Below are 16,396 nucleotides of genomic sequence, written 5' to 3' on the forward strand. Positions count from 1 at the left end.
CGGCGCGACCACGGCGCTGCCCGGAGCCGCTGGTCCCGCCGGAAACCGTCCCGACCAGACGGAGGACGACCCCGACGGAGGACGACCCCCGCGGAGGACGACCCCGGCGGAGGACGACCCCCGCGGAGGACGACCCCGGCGGAGGACGACCCCGGCGGAGGACGACCCCGGGGGCTGACGGTCCACCCCGCACCGCCGGTACGAACCGGTGACCCCGCACGAAGATCGTCGGCTGCGGTTTGTCCTGCTCCGACGTCGGGTACCGCCCTGAGAACGGCATGGCCGGCGGGCACGTCATGCCGGTGGGCACCGGACGAGGGCGGGAGCGGCGCGATGAGGACGCTGGACGGGCGGTACCGGCTCGAACAGCGGGTCGGCGTCGGCGGCATGTCGGAGGTCTGGCGGGCCCACGACGTGGTGCTGGACCGGACGGTCGCGGTCAAGCTCATCTCACCCGGCCAGGACGACGAGGCGACCTCGGTGGAGCGGATCCGCGCCGAGGCCCGGTCGGCGGCCCGACTGGTGCACCCGAACGTGGCGAGCGTGCACGACTTCGGCACCTCCCCGACGATCACCGGGCAGCAGGTCCCCTACATCGTGATGGAACTGGCCGAGGGGGAGACCCTCGCCGCGCACGTCCGTGCCGGGCCACTGGACTGGCGGATCGCCGTCCGGGTCTGCGCCGAGGTGAGTGCCGCGCTGGCCGCCGCGCACGCGCACGGGATCGTGCACCGGGACGTGAAGCCGGCGAACGTGGTGCTCACCCCGGCCGGCGTGAAGGTGCTGGACTTCGGCATCGCCACCCCCAGCGGATCGCCCGACCCGCTGCCGGCGGGCATGGTGGTCGGCACCCCCGCGTACCTGGCGCCGGAGCAGCTGGCGCAACGGCCGGCCACCACCGCCGCCGACATGTACGCCCTGGGCGTGCTCCTCTACTACTGCCTGACCGGCAGGCTGCCGTACCCGGCGGACACCACGACGCAACTGCTGGGGGCCCGCCGCCGGCAGCCGCCCGCACCGCTGCCCCCGATCGACGGGCTGCCCGCCGAGGTGGTCGACCTCTGCCGACGCTGCCTGGCCGAGGACCCGCTGGCCCGCCCCACCAGCCTGGTCGCCGCGCTGGTGCTGGCCGAGGCGGTGGACGCCCGGGTCTACGTGCCGCTGGCCGCGTTGCCGCCCCGGCCCCGCTCGGCGGGCACGGTGTCGCCGTGGAGCGACCGGGCCGCGGCCGAGCCCACCGAGGTGGCGATGGTGGCGGAGCCGCGCGACACGGCGAAGCGCTGACCGGTCCTCCCGCACGCCGGCGCGACGGATGTCCGCCCCCTCGCACGGCGCCACGGCCGGCGCGACGCGGGAGACCCGGCCCCGCCGTCTGTCGGTCCCCGCCGGTAGCGGTTTCGCCGGGCGGGTGCCGGGTAGCCGTGCCGGGATGACGGGAGGAACGCGATGTCGGATCCGAGTTCCTGGTTCCACGAGGCCATGGCGACCGCCGAGGGTGGTCACGTACGCACCGAAGACGGCGGGCTCTCCACGGCGCTGGCCTCCCCGCTCGCACCGCACTGTTCCGGGCTGACGCCGGAACAGCTGCTCGCGGCGGCCTTCGCCTCCTGCCTGCACCACGCGGCGGTGGAAGCGGCCAAGGACATCACCGACGAGGCGCACACCGTACAGGTCCGCGCCGAGGTCAGGTTGGGTCGCGGCGACGACGGGCGCTACCAGGCGGACGTGCACGCCTCGATCGCGTCGACCGGTCTGAGCCGCGACCAGCTCGCCGGCCTGGTGGCGCAGGCGGACCGGCTCTGGCCGTTTTCCAGCGACGACCTGAGCCGGCACCGGCTGACCGTTACGGCGGCGGAGAACGGCCGGCACTGAGCGGGCCACCCCCGAACCGGTGCCACCTCGCCCGTCTTGGCGGCCCTGGCCACGGTGGGCTGCCACGTCGGCCGACCGCGCCACGGGCAGTGCCGGGCCCTCCCCCGGACGGCGGGGGACGACTCGGGTGGAGGGCGGACTCCACCCGACCCGATCGGGGGAGGGCCGAATTCGGTCATGTCGCTCGCCCTCCGAGGCATGAATAATCCCGTCAACGCCGCTTTCAAGGCATTTGCTGGGAATGTCGCTCTCGATCGCTTTGGCAGGATATAACGGTAGATCACCGGCGCGGCTCCGGCAAAATGTGGTTCATGCCACTATTCATTCCGATGGCAACGGACCCGATACTTTCTAGCCTCGGCGGGTGCCCCACGACGACTCCGCTCAGCAGAAGCCGACCCACACCCCGCCGGACAGCCGTTCGGCGGAGGCGGCCTCCCCCGAACGACGCGTCGGCCGGCACCGCGCCGAGGACCGCCGACCCCGGGGCCGGACGTGGCACGCCAGCACCGGTGTCCGGGTGGCACTCGCCGCCGGGGTGACCTGCTGCCTCGGTGTCGGCGTCGTCGTCGGGACGCAGACCGGCAGCGGCGACGAGGAGCCGCTGCGCGAATCCCTGGCCGATCGGGCGGTCAGCGCCGCCGAGGCCGACCGGCGGGCATCCCGCACGTACCAGCGGGATTCGGTGCCGTCACCGGGTAGCAGCACCAGCGCCTCCGCCAGCGCGCAGCCGACGGTTCCGCCGCGGCGACCCGTCCGGCCGAAGCCGGTGGCCGGGCTGACCCAGCGGCAGATGGACAACGCGAAGACGATCGTGGACATCGGCGTCGGACTGCGCCTGCCCCGCCGGGCGCTGGTGGTCGCCGTCGCCACCGCGATGCAGGAGAGCGACCTGCACAACCTGGCCAACGACCGGATCGCCGAGTCGTCCCGGTACCCGCACCAGGGCAGCGGCACCGACCACGACTCGCTCGGGCTCTTCCAGCAGCGCCCGAGCAGCGGCTGGGGCAGCGTCCGGGAGCTGATGCAGCCCGCCTACGCCGCCCGCGTCTTCTACCGGGCACTGCGCGAGGTGCCGGGCTGGCAGGAGCTGAGCGTCACGGCCGCCGCGCAGGCGGTGCAGCGGTCGGCGTACCCGGGCGCGTACGCGAAACACGAGCGCCGGGCCACCACCGTGGTCGACGCGCTGACCTGACCGGCCGCCGAGGCGGTCACGTCGACGCGACCGCCGGGGGCGTCAGGAGCGCTTGGGCAGCACCACGACGCGACCGAAGAACTCGTCGATACGCCGGACCACGTCGTTGAAGTCGTCGAGGTCGATCGGCTTGGTCACGTACGCGTTGGCCTGGAGGGTGTAGCTGCCCACGATGTCGGTGTCCGCGTTGGAGGTGGTCAGCACGACGATCGGAATGGTGCGCAGGTCGTCGTCGCTCTTGACCGCCCCGAGCACCTGCCGACCGTCCATCCGGGGCATGTTCAGGTCGAGCAGGATGACGTCCGGACGCTGGGCCTCGGTGTGACGGCCCTCCTGACGGAGGAACTCCATCGCCTCCTGACCGTCGCCGACGACGTCGATGACCTTCTCGACGTCGGAGTCCTCCAACGCCTCCTCGATCATCAGGACGTCACCCGGGTCGTCGTCCACCACGAGGATGCGGACCGGTCCGGACCTGTCTGCGCCCATGACTACCTACCTCTGTGTGGTGGTGGGACGGTGACCGGATGATCACCTGCCGGCGGGGAATCTAACCGATCAGCGGTAGGCGTGCGACGCCGGGTCGGCGGTGGGGTCGTACCGGAACACGTCGGCCAGACCGGTCATCCGCAGCACCCGTGCCACCCGCCCGGTGGCACCGGTGAGCCGCAGCCAGCCCCCGACCGCGGCGCACGCGTTGTCGCCCCGGACGAAGGCGGCGATCCCGGTGGAGTCGCAGAAGGTCAGGTCAGCCAGGTCGACCAGGAGCTGGACCTGCCCGTCGGAGAGGAGGTGATCGATCGTCGCGGCCAGTTGGGGCGCGGTGTTCAGGTCGAGTTCACCGGCGAGCCGCAGCCGGACTCCTCCGCCATCCCGCTGGGCGTGCGTGACGGTGAACGTCAACGTGTTCCCTCTCGATCCGGCCACAGGCGGATGCTTGCGGTGGAGCAAGTATAAGCAGGTCCGGGGAGCGCGACGCCACCGACGTTTCAGGGTCGGCTGACCGCCGGGGAGGCGGCCGCCACGGCACGTCCCGCGTCGAGAAACCGGCCCGCCCGGGGAAAGTCCCGCAGCGACTGCTGGAAATAGGCCAGCGTCAGCTCCACCGAGGCGGCCGGAACGCCCCGGCTGGTGAGGATCATGGCCAGCCAGTCGACGAACTCGGTGAAGAGGTCGCCGTCGTCGACGTAGACCGCGGCGGCGAGGAAGTCGACGATGTAGCCGAGGTCGCTGATGGTGGAGTCGAGCTGGACGGCGGTGTAGTCGGCCATCTGCGGAAACCGGTCCCGCAGGTGGGACAGGGCCGAGTCGATCAGCTCGGCGCGCCGCCGCAGCAGGCCGGCGTACTCGTCGTCGGCCAGGTGTGCCAGGTCGGCGGCGGGCACCCGCCGCAGTGCGCGCTCGTCGGCGACGAGCGCCGCGGCTGCCGGGGCGTCGGGCGCCCACGCCACTCCCAGCCGCCGGGCCCACCGCCCGCCCGCCCCGAAGCCGCGACCGCCGACCAGCACCGGCACGTCGGCGCGGCGGCAGGTCTCGATCATGCGGTGCGCGTACGGGAGCCGCATCGGCAGCGCACAGGCCAGGGCGACCGCGTGCGCGTCGTACCGCTGGAGGTACGCCACCAGGTGCGCGGCGGGCACGCTCGCGCCGAGGAAGGTGACCTGCCAGCCGCGCAGTCGCAGGACCTCGGCCACCAGCCGGGCCGGCAGGCCGTGCCACTCCCCGTCCATGCAGGCCACCACGACGTGGCCGTGGACCGGGCGGGGGCTGGCCGACGAGGAGACCGCGGCGACCACTCGCTCACTGATGTGCGTCGCGGCGTGTTCCTGCGCCACGCTCCACTCGTTGCGCGCCCAGCGCTCCCCCACCTCCGCCTGGGCCGGAGCGACCAGGTCGAGCATGATCCGCTCGGCGGGCACCCCGTCGGCGAGCAGGTCCATCGCCACGTCCACCGCCGCGTACTCGTCGGCGCCCTCCAGACAGTGGAGGTACGCCGGGTAGCCGGCGGTCAGGTCGGCGCGGGCGGCGGCGCTGGTCACGATCGTCACGTCCTCGGGTGTCGGTGTCCCGAGCCGACCGGCTGCGGGACGGCAGCGGTGCCGGCCGGGTCGGGCACGGCGTGCAGGTGCCGGGAGACACGGGTGGCGCCGAGCGCCCGCATCGCCAGCACCGCGATGTCGTCGTGGTCGCCATGGGCGAGCCAGTCCCCGGTGACCTGCTCGATCCGTTCGGCCAGCGCGGGCGCCGGCATCCGCTGGCACCCGGTGATGGCGTGCACCAGCCGGTCCACGCCGAACAGCTCGTCGCCCCGCCGACCGCCCCGGGCCTCGGTGACACCGTCGCTGTAGAGCAGGCAGGTCTCGCCGGGAGCGAGCCGGACCGTCACCTCGCCGATCCGGGGGTCGGGCACCACGCCGATCAGCATGCCGCTGAGGGCGACCGGCTCCACCTCACCGGAGGCGCGCAGCAGCAGCGGCGGCAGGTGGCCGCCGCCGGCCATGGTGAGCGACAGACCCCCGTCGCGCAGCGGCCGGACCACCCCGAGCACCATGGTGGCGAACCGGCCCTGACCGTTGGCGAGGGTGGTTTCCAGCAGCGCGTCGTTGAGCAGCCGCAGCAACCGGGCGGGCTGGAACTCCACCCGGTGCAACGCCTGGAGGCACTGGCGGAGCTGACCGGTGAAGACGGCCGCCTCCACACCCTTTCCGGAGACGTCACCGAGATAGAACAGGCAACCTCCGTCGGGCAGCCGGTGGGCGCCGTAGAAGTCCCCGCCGATACGGAGTCCGGCCTGGGCCGGGCGGTAGGCGGTACCCCACTGCACCCCGGTCGCCTCGATCGGTTCGACCGGCAGCAGGCTCGCCTGGAGGGTGTCGGCCACCTCGGCCTGGTCGCGGTAGAGCACCGCCGAGGTCAGTGCCGCACCGGCCCGGGAGGCGAAGGCGCGGACCAGGTCCACGTCGGCCTCGTCGTAGGAGCGGGTCGCCCGGCGGGCGACGAGCAGCACGCCCGTCGGCGTGCCCCGGCCGGGCAGCGGCACCAGCCGGGCGCAGACGTCCGGCACCGCCAGCCCCGGCAGCCAGCCGGCCTCGGCCGCCTGTTCGACGAGCCAGTCGACCGTGTGCGGCTCTACCCCGGCGAGTCCCTCGTCGATCGCGGGCGGCAGTTCGGCGGCGCCGAGGACGCCGCTGTCCACCGCGGGCACGTCCTCGTCCGTGCGGGCGGCCCGCCACCAGCGGATCCGACCGGCACGTGGCGCGAGAACCAGCACCGCCACGTCACCCAGGGTGGGTACGGCGAGCCGGACGGTGGCCGCCGCCGCCCGGTCAGGGTGCAGCGGGTTACCGAGCTTCTCGCCGGCGGTGGCGAGGAACGCCGACCGGGCCCGTTCGGCCAGCAGGGCGTCCGCCCGGCTGACACTTTCGGTGACGTCCTCGACGTACCGGCAGCAGCGGCCGCCGGTGAGCGGCACCTGACGGACCCGCAACCGCCGGTCGTGGTGGGTGAACTCGACCGGATCGTCGGCGGCGGCGAACGCCGCCACCCCGGCCGCGGCCAGCACCTCACCGACGGTCACCTCGGGAAGCAGCCGCTCGGCGACCGGGCTGAGGTGGCGCACCACCCCGGCGGGGTCACAGACGACGAAACCCTCACGGAAGTGTTCGACGACCTCGGACCAGTCGGGCTCGGTGGCCGCGCGGTCCGGATCCAGGGAGGGCAGGGGCTGCGCAGGGCGGTGCGAGACGTCGGCGGCCCATGCCGGAGTCCGTGCGGCACCCGGCGTGGAGATCCGTCCGTCGCCCGGGTCGCAGTCCCTGACGTCGGCAGCAGTCACCAGCTAGGCCCCACTCCTTCTCGACACCCTCGCTCCGCCGGCCACGGCATGTGTGATCCAATCTCTTCGCCCCAGCCTACGCCGGTATACCGGTAACGCCACCCGTAGGCGGTGTCGGCGTACCGCGCGGAAGACTCCGGGGGTTGTTACGATTCCGAGAAACTGCCTGACCGGCAGCCCTGCGGAGAGGCGTGGTACCGGTGCCCCAGCGGAGGAAACCCGAATCGACACCACTGACGATGTCGATCGACGACTCCGACTCCATGGCGCCGCTGGTCACCGTCGCGGGCGACCTGGACTTCACCACCGCCCTGCCGCTGCGCACCGCCCTCGACCACCTGCTGGCCGCCCGTCCACCCACCATCGTGCTGGACTTCGGTGGCCTGCTCTTCATCGACAGCACCGGACTCGCGGTGATCGTGCACGCGTGGCGTGAGGGGCGCCAGAACGGCACCGTCATCCGGCTCCGCGCCATCCCCCGGTTCCTGGAGACCATCCTCGACATCACCGGGGTCAGCGGACTGCTGGCCCGGACGGCCCACGAGGACGAGTGCGAACGGCCCACCGCACCGGCCTGACCTGGGCCCCCCGGGGTTTCCCGGCCGACACCACCTGGGAACATGGTGCAGATGCCACGCCAGCTGTTGACTATCGAGGTCAGCCGGGCCGCAGCCCGGCACGCAGTGCTGCGGCTGACCGGCGAACTCGACTTCGACACCGCGCCGGAGCTGATCTGGGCGGCCAACCAGGTCCGGGCCGAGGGGCACGACGAGCTCACCGTCGACCTGACCCACGTCACGCTCTGCGACTCCTCCGGGCTGAGCGCCATCGTCGTGCTCTACCGCGACACGGCGTGGACGGTCCGACTCACCGGCATGAACCGGCAGGTCCAGCACCTACTGACCCGGACGGGTCTCGCCGAACTGCTGGCCGGTTCGCGCCCCGACGAGGACGAGAGGGCGGGCCTCGGTCCCGACGGCCAGGTCCGCGAGGTCGGCTGACCGACCCCGACCGGATCCGGGTCAACCCACGGTGACGGCCTGCGACGCGACCGGGAGGCGCCGCCCCTCGGGCTCGGGCAGGAGGTCGTCCGGTCGTCCGGCCTCGGGAGCCTGGAAGAGATAGCGGACGAACGTCGCACCCGCCTCGTTGTCCTCCGCCCCCGGCCACTGCCCCGCGCAGTCGACGCCGATCACCTCACGACCGGCGCCGTCGGCCTCCTCGAGCAGCGCCCAGACGGTCACCGGATAGCAACGGGTGGCGTCCGGGGCGAGTTGCCAGCGGGCGTACCACCCGGGTCGCGCGGGGACGATCTCGACGATTCGCTTCATGACGACCTTCCCTTCCGCGTACCTCGGAAGTTCTCACGGTCCGCTCCTGATCGTGCGCCCCGGCGGGGTGAGCGCCCGTCACCCCGGCGAGATGAACCCGGCGAACGACGGCCCGCCGCCGGCCGCCGGCCCGGTTTCGGGTCGCGCGGGGCCGGGAAGCCGCCGGGAGCGAGCCGACACAGGAAGTGAGGTCAGCGGATGAGGAAGCAGATGGAGGGGGACAACCAGCGGCGCCGGGTCCTCGCCCGGCAGGCCCGGGAACGCGGCCGGCAGCCCAGCAGCGACGCCGCCACCCTCGGCGCCTCCAAGCAGCTCACCCACCTCGACCGGGGCAAGCGGGCGGGTCCACCGCCGGCCGGCGTCCACAAACCGGACAGCAGCCGGGGCGGTCCGATGCCGCCGTCGGCCGGTCGCCCACCCGCCGCGCGGCCGGCGCCCCGTCCGGGTCCGGGCACACCCGGAGCCATCGGTCTGGGGTACCGGGAACTGGTGGGCGACGTCAGTCGCCGGACCGGGGTGGACTTCCGCGAGGCCAAGGTCGGCGCGGAGGCGACCGTGCTGGTGCTGGCCCGGGCCCTGGCGGAGGCGGACCGGCAACGACTGCTGCGTGCGGTACCGGTGTCGCTGCACGACGTGACCCCGATCGACGGGGTCGAACCGCACCGCGACCTGCCGGGCTTCCTGACCGAGGTGGCCCGGATCAGTGGCCGGACCCCGGAACAGGCCCGTTACCAGGCCGAGGCGACCATGGCCGCGCTGGCCGCTCGGGACGGACGTCTGGTGGCGTCGTTGGGCGTACCGGAAGGGCTTCGTGACCTGCTCGAACCGCCTGCGGCCGGGGGCGGCCTGGTCGGGACCACCGGGGCGGACGCGCCGCTGACCGCGGACGAACTGCGTGCCGCCCTGGCCGACCTGCCCTACTGGTCGGCGCGGGGCCCGGCGCTGTCGCGGAGCATCGCGCTGCCCCCGTCGAACCTGGACCGGGTCCTCGACCGGATCGACCAGCTGCGCCGCGACACCGGGCGGGGGCCGACGATCGCCCGGGAGACCAGCTCCAGCGCGGTGCTCACCGTGCGGAGCCGGCAGACGGACGCGGTCACCGCGCGCGTCGTCGACCTGGCCCACCGGGTCGACGACGCGATCGAGGAGGCGGGCGCGGGCATGGCCGGTTGAGCCGTCCCCCTTCGGCCGGAGCAGCCGGTCGAACCGTCCCGCCCGTGGGTGGGCGGAGCGGTCGCTCCGCCCACGGGGTGTGCGCCGCCGGCCGTCACCGGGCGGCCGTCGGTGGACGGACCGGCACCGCCCGGACGTCGGCCCGCCCCGTCGGGTCGGCTACCGTGCCCGTCGTGGACGGGGGCGACGGACCGGTACTGGTGGTGGACCCGACCCGCCGGACCGGGCGCACCCTGCTCGCGGCGGGCGTCGAGCAGTCGTACGTCGACGTCGCCGACCCGACCCACCTGCGGTTCGAGTACGTGCGGCGGATGGCGGCCGTGCTCGACCTCGCGGCCCCGTCCGGCGTACCGCTGCGGGCGCTGCACCTCGGCGGCGGCGCACTGACCCTGCCCCGCTACCTGGCCGCCACCCGGCCCGGGTCGCCGCAGCTGGTGGTGGAGCGGGATCCGACCCTGCTCGACCTGGTCGTACGGGAGCTGCCCCCGCCACCGGGGGTCCGGACCGAGGTCGGCGACGCGCGGGGCGCCCTAGCCGGGCAACCGGCCGGCGGGTACGACGTGGTGCTCGCCGACGTCTACTCCGGGGCCCGGATGCCGGCGCACGTATGCACCGTCGAGTTCGTCGCCGAGGTGGCCCGTGCCCTGCACCCGGACGGGATCTACCTGGTCAACCTGACCGACCTGCCACCGCTGGTCTTCTCCCGGGTGCAGGCGGCCACGCTCGGCACGGTCTTCGCCGAGGTCTGCCTGGTCGCCGCCCGACGGATGCTCAGCGGCCGGCGGTACGGCAACGTCGTGCTCGCCGCCGCCGCGCGGCCCGGCCGCCTCCCGGTACGCCGGCTCGCCGCCCGGGTGGCCCGGGATCCGCTGCCCGGCACGGTGCGGCACGGCCCGGAGCTGGCCGCCTTCGTGGCCGGCGCGGCACCGGCCACCGACGCGGGCTGAGCGTCGGTCGTTTCCCTGCGCCCGGATCGGGTAGCCGCGCCGGATGAGCAGCCCGGACGACCGGCTCACCGTCCGCCGGGTGGCCATCGTCCTCGGTCTGGTGCTGGCCACTCTGCTCGGGCTGGCGCTGCTCTGGGCCGTCCGCCGGGTACTGGTCTGGATCCTGCTGGCCGCTTTCCTCGCCGCTGCCCTGAAGCCGGCGGTGGACCACCTGCAACGTCGGTTCGTCCGACGACGGACGGTTGCCACGCTGCTGGTGTTCCTCGCGGCATTCGCGCTGATCGCCGGCGTCGGAGCGCTGATCGTGGTGCCGCTGGTGGACGAGGTGGCCCGGTTCGTCGAGCGAACACCGGAGTTCGTCCGGGACATCCGCGCGGGACGGGGGCGGCTCAGTGAGCTGGTGGACCGGATCGGACTGCGCCGGTACGCCGAAACCCACGGCGAGCAGCTCCAGGAGTACGGCGACCGGTTACGGCAACCGGCCCTGGGCCTGGTGCGCGGGGCGCTGGAGGCGGTGGTCGGGACGATCACCGTGGGGGTGCTGGCGTACCTGATGGTGCTGGAGTCGCCCCGGATGGGTACCGCGCTGCTCGCCCTGACCGGGGACCGGGTCGGCGCCCGGTGGTGTCTCGTCGGCCGGGAGTGCGCCCGTACGGTCACCGGCTACGTCACCGGGAACCTGGTGATCAGTCTTGTCTGTGGCGGCCTGAGCTTCGTCGTCCTGGCCGCGCTGGGCGTCCCGTTCGCCGCCGTGATCGCCCTGGTGGTCGCGGTCGCGGACCTGGTGCCGTTGGTGGGGGCGACGATAGGCGCGGTGGTAGCCGCCGGGGCGGCGTTCATGCACTCCCCCACCGCCGGCATCGTCACGGTGGTCTTCTTCGTGCTCTACCAGCAGGTGGAGAACCATCTGCTGCAACCGGTGGTCATGAGCCGGGCGGTCCGGCTGAACCCGCTGACGGTGCTGGTCAGCGTGCTGCTCGCGGCCGAGCTCGCCGGCCTGGTCGGTGCGCTGCTGGCGATCCCGGCGGCCGGGATCCTCCAGGTCCTGCTCCGGACAGCCGACCTTCCCCGGCTGCTCCACCGAGGGAGGAGGTGAGCAGGCGGCGCGGCGGCGCCCACAGCGGGGCGCCGCCGCCCGTCGACGAGAGCGCGGTGCGCCCACCCGGCTCACGGACGCCGGAGCGCCACCTCGGGTGACGAACTCTCCAGCGGCACGGCGTTCGCCGGCACCAGGCCGAGTTGCACGGCGGGACGGGGCAGGGCGGCGTCGAGCATCCAGTCGGCGCCGATCCGGGCCCGGTTGCCGGGCATGGCGAACAGGTGGTATCCCCGGGTGACCGCCTTCGCCGGCGGCCCGGACAGGGACACCTTGAGCGGGTTCGCCGCCGCGTCCCAGCCCCCCAGGTCGACCACCCAGCCCAGGTCGTGGTGCTTGTACGGCTTGCGCCGTCCCTGCCCGTACGAGGCGGCGATGTTGTGGGCGACCAGTTTGCCCTGCCGCTGGGCGTGCTGCGCGGTCATCGCGCAGATGCCGCCGGGCCGGGTCAGGTCCGGTACGGCAGCGGCGTCACCGCACGCGTAGACCTCGGGGAACCCGGGGACGCCGAGGTACTCGTCGACCACCAGCCGGCCCTTCTCGGTGCGCAGCCCCAGGTCGGCGACGAAGGGGTCCGGCCGGACGCCGACGCACCAGACCAGCGTGCAGGTGGGTACGTAGTCGCCGTCGGTGAGCCGCACCCCGTCGGCGGTGGCCTCGGCCACCGAGGTGCCCATCCGCACGTCGACACCGCGCCGGGTGAGCACCCGCTGGGCGGTGTCGGACATCCGCTGATCCAGCTCGGGCAGGACCCGGTCGGCGACGTCCAGCAGCAGCCAGCGGGGACGGACGGTCAGCCCGGCCCGCGTGGCGGCGAGTTGGTCGGTGAAGAGCTGGCCGTGCGCGGCGACCTCGGTGCCGGTGTAGCCGGCCCCGACCACGACGAAGGTGGCGCGGCTCTGCTGCTCGGCCGGGTCGGCGGCCTGCTCGGCCAGTTCGATCTGGCGGACCACGTGGTCGTGCAGGAAGAGCGCCTCCGGCAGGCCCCGGAAGCCGTGCGCGTACTCGGTCACGCCGGGGATCGGCAGCAGCTTGTTGACGCTGCCGACGGCGAGCACCAGGCGGTCGTAGGCCAGCTGCCCCCGGTCCCCCTCGGGCTGGGTGAAGCCGACCCAGCGGTTGTGCAGGTCCACCTGGTCGGCCTCGCCGATGATCACGCGGACCCCGTCGAGAGTGCCGTTGAGCGGCACCGAGACCCGCCTCGGCTCCACCACCCCGGCGGCCACCTCGGGCAGCAGCGGGAGGTAGAGGAAGTAGTCCGTGGAGTTCAGCACCACGATCTCGGCCCGGCCCCGGGCGAGCCGGGACAGGGTCTTCGCCGCGTGGTAACCGGCGAACCCGGCTCCCACGATCACCACACGAGGTTTCGTCATGTCCGCTGCCCTTCCCGCCGTCGAGGCGGACAAACCTGGCAGGTCGCCGTCGCCACCGGACCGTCGGCTGCCGGTCACCGGCCCGTCGCCCGGTGGACAGCGACACCGGTCATCGTCGTCACCGCAGGGCGCGGCCACGGCGCCGACAGCGGTTCCGCCCGACCGGATGAACCGCACACTGAGCCGCCTGACCTGCGGGAAGCTGGATTCGGGCCACGTCGGGGCGTCCGGCGCACGTCCACTGCCCGTATCCGGGGCGGTCGTCGACCGCCCCGGCGCCAGAAGGAGGGCACCGTGCAACCCGACGTCAGCGTCGTCGTCCCGGTCTACGACACCATGCCGTACCTGCGGGCGTGCCTGGCGTCGCTGCTCGGTCAGACGATCGGCCACCAGCGGATGGAGATCATCGCGGTCGACGACGGCTCCACCGACGGCGGCGGGCGGCTGCTGGACCAGCTCGCCGCGCGGTACCCGGACACCGTGCGGGTGCGGCACCAGGCCAACTCGGGCGGCCCGGCCAACCCCTGCAACCGGGGTCTGGAACTGGCCACCGGACGGTACGTGTTCTTCGTCGGCTCCGACGACCGGCTCGGCCCGGAGGCCCTGGAACGCCTGGTCGCGGGTGCCGACCGGTACACCTCGGACGTGGTGGCGGGCCGGGCGGTGGGGGTCAACAGCCGGCACATGTTCCAGGAGATCTTCGCCGAGAGCCGGGTCGACGTCGACCTGTTCGACTCGGCGCTGCCCTGGTCGCTGGCGAACATCAAGCTGTTCCGCCGGGACCTGGTCGAACGCCACCACCTGCGCTTCCACGAGGACATGCCGATCCTCAGCGATCAGCCGTTCACGCTGGAGGCCTGCTACCGCGCCCGGCGCGTCTCGGTGCTGGCCGACTACGACTACTACCACGCGGTACGCCGGCTGGACGCCCGCAACATCACCTACCGCAGCCGGCTGGAGCAACGGTTGCGCTGCGTGGAACTGCTGGTCGACCGGGTGGCCGAGCTGATCCCGGCGGGCAAGCAGCGCGACGCGGTGCTGCGCCGGCACTTCGGCCTGGAGGTGGCCCACCTGGTCGGCGACGACCTGCCCCGGTTGGACGACCCGACCCGGGAGCGGGTGTACGGGGTGGTCCGGCGGCTGGTGGACCGTTACCTCACCGACGACCTGCGCGACGCGCTCGACATCGAGACCCGGCTACGGCTCTCCGCCGTCGCCGGGGGCGGGTTGGACGACCTGCTCACCGTGATCACGCAGGACGCCGAGCGGGGTGTCCCGCCGACCGTCATGGCCGGGAACCGCTGGCACGCCGGCTACCCCGGGGTAGGGCTGCCCGCCTGGACCGACGTGACCGGGGTCCGCGCCGACTGGCTGGCCCGCCTGGACGCGGTCGCGGTGCGCTGGGAGGGCAACCGCAGCCTGACCGTCACCGCCCGCAGCCCTCACCCCGACCTGGGCCGACTCGTCGGCGGGCCGATCCGCGTGCGCGCCGGCCAGATCCCCGGCGACACCCTCGACGTGTCGCCCGACGCGCGGGGCAGCCTGGTGCGGGTCCGCTTCCCGGTGGACCGGCTGCTCGCCGGCAGCGCCACGACCGGGCAGCGCCACCCGCTGCGGGTCGAGGTCGACGGGACGGACGGTCGGGGTACCGCCGCGCTGCGCGCTCCCGGGCTGGCCCCGGCACGCCCCCGGATCCGCCGGCACGGCACCCGGCTGTACGCGGTCACCACCAGCCTCGACGCCCGGACCGGGCACCTGGTGCTGGCGGTGGTGCCGGTGACCGCGGCCCGGCTGGCCGCCCGGTTGCGCCGCGGGGGACGCTGAGCGGGACGGCCCGGTGGGCTGGCCGGGCTGGGCCGCGTGCCGGGTCGGGCGGTACCGTCGGGCCCGGACAGTGGAGTTCACCGACGGTGGAGGCGACCACGGCCAGGGAGCAGGGACGCACGCTCATCGCGTCCAACAGGAAGGCGCGCCACGACTACGCGATCCTCAAGACGTACGAGGCGGGCATCGTGCTGGTCGGCACGGAGGTCAAGTCGCTGCGGGCCGGGCGGGCGTCGCTGGTCGACGCGTTCGCCCAGGAACGCGACGGCGAGATCCTGCTGTACGGGCTGCACATCGCCGAGTACGGCTTCGGCTCGTGGACCAACCACGCGCCCCGGCGCACCCGCAAGCTGCTGCTGCACCGGGTGGAGATCGCCCGGATCCTGGAGAGGCTCCGCGACGGCGGGTCGACCCTCGTGCCGCTGTCGATGTACTTCGAGAACGGCTGGGCGAAGGTCGAACTGGCCCTGGCACGTGGGAAGAAGTCGTACGACAAGCGCCAGGCGCTGGCCGAGCGGGACGCCAACCGGGAGATCGCCCGCGAGCTGGGCCGGCACCTCAAGGGCCGGGGCCGGGGCCGAACCGAACCCCGTCGGTGACCATGCCGCCGCACGTCGACACGTTGATCTGGAATGGGTTCCCGCCGTAGATTTGGGCACCAGCAGTGAGGAGCGCGGATGCGGACCATCGACTGGCGGGACGGGCGGATCGTCGCGATCGACCAGACCCGACTGCCGCACGAGGTCGAGTTCCTGGAGATCGAGACCATCGAGGCGCTGGTCGCCGCAATCCGGTCGCTGGCGATCCGGGGGGCACCGGCGATCGGCGTCGCCGGGGCGCTGGGGGTGGCCCTGGCCGCCCGCCTCCACGGTGACGACCCGGCCGAACTGCACCGGGCCGTCGACGCGGTCCGGGCGGCCCGTCCCACCGCGGTCAACCTCGCCTGGGGTGTGGACCGGGTGCGCGCGCGACTGGACGCCGACGGCACGGAGGCCGCGCTGACCGAGGCGCTGGCCGTGCTGGAGGAGGACGCCCGCTGCTGCCGGGAACTCAGCGAGCGGGGTGCCCGCTGGCTGGTCGAGACGGTCGGGCCGACGGTGGCGGTGCAGACCCACTGCAACGCCGGAGCGCTGGCCACCGTCGAGTGGGGCACCGCGCTGGGCGTGGTGCGTTCCCTCCAGCAGCACGGCGCGCTGGGCCACGTCTACGCCTCGGAGACCCGCCCCCTGCTCCAGGGGGCACGCCTGACCGTGTGGGAGCTGGCGCAGATCGGCGCGCCGCACACCCTGGTGGTGGACTCCGCCGCCGCGTCCGTGCTGGCCCAGGGGCTGGTCGACGCGGTGGTGGTCGGCGCGGACCGGATCACCGCCAACGGAGACGTGATCAACAAGGTCGGGACGTACCCGCTGGCCCTGGCGGCGGCCCGGGCCGGAGTGCCGATGGTGGTGGCCGCCCCGGAGTCGACGGTGGACCTCGCCACGCCCTCCGGCCGCGACGTCACCATCGAGGTGCGCGCCCCCGAGGAGATCACCGCTCTCGGCGCGGCGGCGCTGGCCCCCCGGGGCACCGAGACGCTCAACTACGCCTTCGACGTGACCCCGGCCGACCTGGTCACCGCGATCGTCACCGAGCGCCGGGTCATCCTGCCGGCCGCCGGGGGCCGTCCCGACGACCCGACCGAGCGGCCCTGACCGGACGTTCCACCCCGCCGACCGGCACCGGCCCGCCCGGTTCCCGTCCGACCGGGCGG

17 protein-coding genes are annotated in these 16,396 nt (G+C 73.8%); 11 read left to right on the plus strand and 6 right to left on the minus strand.

Translation table 11 applies throughout. From position 1 onward, the window contains the following. The first annotated feature begins 333 nt into the window (after nt 1-333). The 3 genes from GA0074694_RS25475 (at nt 334) to GA0074694_RS25485 (ending at nt 3,067) form a co-directional block, all read left to right on the plus strand. Nucleotides 334-1,284, plus strand: coding sequence for a serine/threonine-protein kinase (locus GA0074694_RS25475; RefSeq protein WP_091462555.1), 951 nt, complete (start codon nt 334-336; stop codon nt 1,282-1,284). A gap of 162 nt (nt 1,285-1,446) precedes the next feature. Next, on the plus strand, nt 1,447-1,872 hold the full coding sequence (locus tag GA0074694_RS25480) for an OsmC family protein (RefSeq protein WP_091462556.1): 426 nt from the start codon (nt 1,447-1,449) through the stop codon (nt 1,870-1,872). Between the two features lie 364 nt (nt 1,873-2,236). Continuing rightward, nucleotides 2,237-3,067 (plus strand): hypothetical protein, encoded by an 831-nt coding sequence (locus tag GA0074694_RS25485; RefSeq protein WP_176738119.1) that lies wholly within the window; start codon nt 2,237-2,239, stop codon nt 3,065-3,067. Nucleotides 3,068-3,109: 42 nt separating this feature from the next. Here GA0074694_RS25485 and GA0074694_RS25490 read toward each other — a convergent pair whose 3' ends face one another. The 4 genes from GA0074694_RS25490 to GA0074694_RS25505 all read right to left on the minus strand — a co-directional run bounded on the left by GA0074694_RS25490 (nt 3,110) and on the right by GA0074694_RS25505 (nt 6,902). Beyond that, entirely contained in the window at nt 3,110-3,556 is a 447-nt protein-coding gene (locus GA0074694_RS25490) for a response regulator (RefSeq protein ID WP_091462557.1), read from the minus strand. A 69-nt stretch (nt 3,557-3,625) separates the two neighbouring features. Next, a complete protein-coding gene (locus GA0074694_RS25495) occupies nt 3,626-3,994 on the minus strand; it encodes an STAS domain-containing protein (RefSeq protein ID WP_245714906.1) in 369 nt (122 codons plus the stop codon). A gap of 62 nt (nt 3,995-4,056) precedes the next feature. Further along, the gene (locus tag GA0074694_RS25500; RefSeq protein WP_091462559.1) at nt 4,057-5,115 is read right to left on the minus strand and encodes a cobalamin B12-binding domain-containing protein; all 1,059 of its coding nucleotides are present in this window, start codon (nt 5,113-5,115) and stop codon (nt 4,057-4,059) included. Beyond that, nucleotides 5,112-6,902: a SpoIIE family protein phosphatase gene (locus GA0074694_RS25505; RefSeq protein ID WP_091462560.1), complete on the minus strand. Its 1,791-nt coding sequence runs from the start codon at nt 6,900-6,902 to the stop codon at nt 5,112-5,114. The genes GA0074694_RS25500 and GA0074694_RS25505 overlap by 4 nt, the downstream gene beginning before the upstream one ends. 239 nt (nt 6,903-7,141) lie before the next feature. Between GA0074694_RS25505 and GA0074694_RS25510 the strand changes: the two genes are divergently transcribed. Together GA0074694_RS25510 and GA0074694_RS25515 are read left to right on the plus strand one after the other, a co-directional pair. Then, complete coding sequence (locus tag GA0074694_RS25510) at nt 7,142-7,480, plus strand: STAS domain-containing protein (protein ID WP_176738120.1); 339 nt, start codon at nt 7,142-7,144, stop codon at nt 7,478-7,480. A gap of 51 nt (nt 7,481-7,531) precedes the next feature. Then, on the plus strand, nt 7,532-7,903 hold the full coding sequence (locus GA0074694_RS25515) for an STAS domain-containing protein (protein ID WP_091463986.1): 372 nt from the start codon (nt 7,532-7,534) through the stop codon (nt 7,901-7,903). 21 nt (nt 7,904-7,924) lie between these two features. Here GA0074694_RS25515 and GA0074694_RS25520 read toward each other — a convergent pair whose 3' ends face one another. Beyond that, entirely contained in the window at nt 7,925-8,233 is a 309-nt protein-coding gene (locus tag GA0074694_RS25520) for a hypothetical protein (protein WP_091462561.1), read from the minus strand. A gap of 198 nt (nt 8,234-8,431) precedes the next feature. On the opposite strand from GA0074694_RS25520, the gene GA0074694_RS25525 reads away from it, so the two are divergent. From GA0074694_RS25525 to GA0074694_RS25535, 3 genes are all read left to right on the plus strand, one after another. Continuing rightward, nucleotides 8,432-9,406, plus strand: a complete 975-nt coding sequence (locus GA0074694_RS25525) for a DUF2267 domain-containing protein (protein ID WP_091462562.1) — start codon at nt 8,432-8,434, stop codon at nt 9,404-9,406. Nucleotides 9,407-9,579: 173 nt separating this feature from the next. Continuing rightward, on the plus strand, nt 9,580-10,353 hold the full coding sequence (locus GA0074694_RS25530) for a spermidine synthase (protein ID WP_091463990.1): 774 nt from the start codon (nt 9,580-9,582) through the stop codon (nt 10,351-10,353). A gap of 43 nt (nt 10,354-10,396) precedes the next feature. Further along, on the plus strand, nt 10,397-11,449 hold the full coding sequence (locus tag GA0074694_RS25535) for an AI-2E family transporter (protein WP_091462563.1): 1,053 nt from the start codon (nt 10,397-10,399) through the stop codon (nt 11,447-11,449). 71 nt (nt 11,450-11,520) lie between these two features. Here the strand turns inward: GA0074694_RS25535 and GA0074694_RS25540 are convergent, their stop codons facing one another. After that, nucleotides 11,521-12,822: an NAD(P)/FAD-dependent oxidoreductase gene (locus tag GA0074694_RS25540; RefSeq protein ID WP_091462564.1), complete on the minus strand. Its 1,302-nt coding sequence runs from the start codon at nt 12,820-12,822 to the stop codon at nt 11,521-11,523. A 294-nt stretch (nt 12,823-13,116) separates the two neighbouring features. On the opposite strand from GA0074694_RS25540, the gene GA0074694_RS25545 reads away from it, so the two are divergent. The 3 genes from GA0074694_RS25545 (at nt 13,117) to mtnA (ending at nt 16,337) form a co-directional block, all read left to right on the plus strand. Beyond that, on the plus strand, nt 13,117-14,646 hold the full coding sequence (locus tag GA0074694_RS25545; protein WP_281190322.1) for a glycosyltransferase family 2 protein: 1,530 nt from the start codon (nt 13,117-13,119) through the stop codon (nt 14,644-14,646). 86 nt (nt 14,647-14,732) lie between these two features. Next, the gene (gene smpB, locus GA0074694_RS25550; protein ID WP_091462565.1) at nt 14,733-15,245 is read left to right on the plus strand and encodes an SsrA-binding protein SmpB; all 513 of its coding nucleotides are present in this window, start codon (nt 14,733-14,735) and stop codon (nt 15,243-15,245) included. Nucleotides 15,246-15,323: 78 nt separating this feature from the next. Further along, a complete protein-coding gene (mtnA, locus tag GA0074694_RS25555) occupies nt 15,324-16,337 on the plus strand; it encodes an S-methyl-5-thioribose-1-phosphate isomerase (RefSeq protein ID WP_091462566.1) in 1,014 nt (337 codons plus the stop codon). The last annotated feature ends 59 nt before the right edge of the window (nt 16,338-16,396 follow it).

It is taken from the genome of Micromonospora inyonensis, assembly GCF_900091415.1.
GTDB lineage: Bacteria > Actinomycetota > Actinomycetes > Mycobacteriales > Micromonosporaceae > Micromonospora > Micromonospora inyonensis.